At 37.7% G+C, this 1,787-nt stretch carries 2 protein-coding genes; both read left to right on the top strand.

Annotation, left to right across the window (positions count from 1 at the left end; all coding sequences use genetic code 11):
- A partial coding sequence (locus tag EI28_RS14570) for a DUF6293 family protein (protein ID WP_197018532.1) occupies positions 1-383 on the top strand: 383 nt, incomplete at its 5' end.
- Between the two features lie 265 nt (positions 384-648).
- On the top strand, positions 649-1,787 hold a 1,139-nt coding region (locus EI28_RS13805), incomplete at its 3' end, for an AAA family ATPase (protein ID WP_231476865.1).

Genomic DNA, 1,787 nt, shown 5'->3' with positions numbered 1-1,787 from the left:
ACTATGTTTGCCCAGAGAAATATGAGATAACACCAGAACAAGGACAACAATTTACAAGTGGTTACAAAGGAGTCATACAACTTCCCAATTACAAGATTGACCGACCTAAACCGAGACTGATCAAAACACTCAAGATTATCCGCGAAGAGCAACCAATACGGAAGAAAGATCTCATTGAGCAATGTGTAAATGAAAAACTAATTGAAATAGACCCCGGTTCGCGCCATCCTGAGTCTGCCAAACATTCACAACTAGCAAAAAACCTTATTGATCCCCTTCTTCAATGGAAACTTATTGAAATAAGCGATAAAGGGAAACGAGGGAGAATTTGCATTACCCAAGATGGAGAGAACATATTGAAATTCCTTCCAGAAAATTCATGACGCTTTATTGCTTTACTTCTTCTCTTGTTTTTCATCTGCATTTCGATATTCACTTGCATTTTTGAAGTTACTGTCTTCTGTAGGTTGCTTGCATTCATTTTTAGGGATCTAGTGCATCATAGCAAGTGAAATGGTCTCTCGGTTCGCCCTCTCAGTCGCCCTGTACATCGTTTTGTGCGTTTTGTCTCTATTGAGATTGTTTGACGCAGTCCCAATAGACAAACTATTTCATTACTAAACATCTATTCAAAAGTGAGAGAGTTAAATGAAACTTGAGTCATTCAGGATAAAGAATTTTAGATCTTTAGAGGACAGTGGTGTCTGTCACTTATCTCCTGACATTACTATTTTAGCAGGAAAGAATGAATCTGGAAAAAGCAGTATCCTTGCAGATTTAGAAAAAATAAGCCCTGAAAGTAAATTGACCAGTGAGGACTACCCTGGATATTCAACTAAGGATGGTATAAACATCGAAATTCACTATGACTTCGTGCTAAATGCCAACGAAGCAAATGAAATTCTTAAATACTTATGTTACGCTGGCTCAATTAGAGTGGACGAGAAGAAACGGATCCGCATAAAACGAACAAATGATATATTTGAAGTATCTGGGCAGTTAAAGGACGAAGTTGCAGGTGGCAAATACAAAAGAAAAGTTCTCAAAAGTGACCTATCTCATGAGGTCGGTCAGTTAAATTCAATACTTCCGAGATATGGGTTTGGACAGATTCGCAGCATTACGGATCAAACAAATCCCGTAGATTTTGTTGAGACGATCTCAAATCTTCGTCTAACATACGAAAATAACAAGCAGAGGTTTTCAGGCGAAGATCGGACGTCTTTTTTGAAAAGAGTTGATACCATTGAAAATATATATCTAAGTAGCATTGCTTCAGATAGTTCATCCTTTTCTATTTTCTTTGACAAAAAAGTATTAAGTATGCTGTCCAAGGCTGTGCTGTTTGATTCTTTCACTGACAAATTCCCATCAGAGGTACACATAAATGAACTGGAAAATGACCATCAATTGAAAACTAATTATCGGCTCATTGGAGATTTTGCAAAACTCTCAGGTCTAGATCTTAACGCACTACGTGATGCAAAGACCGCTCAAGAAAGAGTAAATATTGCTTCCCGAGCATCTGATGTCTGCACTAATGAGTTTGGCAAGTACTGGAAGCAAGACCCTCTTTATATTACAGTTGATTATAGTGATCAAAAACTATCATTCTTTATTCAAGACATTGACCAAACACGCGGAGGTAATCAGCGCACACCTATCTATCATAGGGTAGATCAAAGAAGTCAGGGTTTACAATGGTATATTGCCTTTTTTTTAAGGTTACAGGCCGAAGGGAAAAGCAGTGGAAACATTATTTTAATTGATGAACCCGGACTCTATTT

It is taken from the genome of Methanoculleus sp. MH98A (assembly GCF_000691865.1).
Lineage (GTDB): Archaea > Halobacteriota > Methanomicrobia > Methanomicrobiales > Methanoculleaceae > Methanoculleus.
Note: the sequence above shows the minus strand (reverse complement) of the source record. Positions and strands in the feature narration are given on the sequence as shown.